The organism is Variovorax sp. Soil_C_12 (genome assembly GCF_057657375.1).
In genome coordinates this window covers 1-470 of record NZ_JBDGIO010000052.1, presented here as the reverse complement: position 1 = coordinate 470, position 470 = coordinate 1, and the positions used below count along the sequence as shown (strand labels likewise).

Annotated in this window: 1 protein-coding gene; it reads right to left on the bottom strand. The window is 64.0% G+C overall.

The window, feature by feature from the left end; translation table 11 throughout:
• Positions 1-57: 57 nt before the first annotated feature.
• A partial coding sequence (locus AC3A6X_RS36430) for an IS66 family transposase (RefSeq protein WP_487846722.1) occupies positions 58-470 on the bottom strand: 413 nt, incomplete at its 5' end.

The following is a 470-nucleotide window of genomic DNA, read 5'->3' as shown; positions in this document are numbered from 1 at the left end:
GTAAGCGGTCAATGAACCACGCCCTTCTCACTGCGGCGGAGGTTGGATAGGAGCCGCTCAGGCGGCGGTGAGATCAATGCGCCAGGGCAGCAGCGCGGCGTAGTCGTCGGCCGTCTGGGCCTTGGGCAACGCGATGAACAGCGCGCGCAGGTAACGGTAGCCATCGATGCCGTTGACCTGGCAGGTCTGCAGCAGCGAGTACAGATTCGCGCTGGCGTTGGCGCCGGCCACCGTGTCGGCGAACAGCCAGTTGCGCCGCCCGACGCAGAACGGCCGGATGGCGTTTTCCTGTGCGTTGTTGTCGATGCTGTAGCGACCATCCTCGACATAGCGCTTGAGCTTGCTCCACTGTGACGCGAGGTAGTGCAGCGCTTGCCCCAGCAGGCTCTTGGGAAGCACAGCATACAAGTTGGCCAGCAACAGCGCCTCGATGTCGGCCAGCACCAATGTGCTGTCCTGCTGACGCCGGC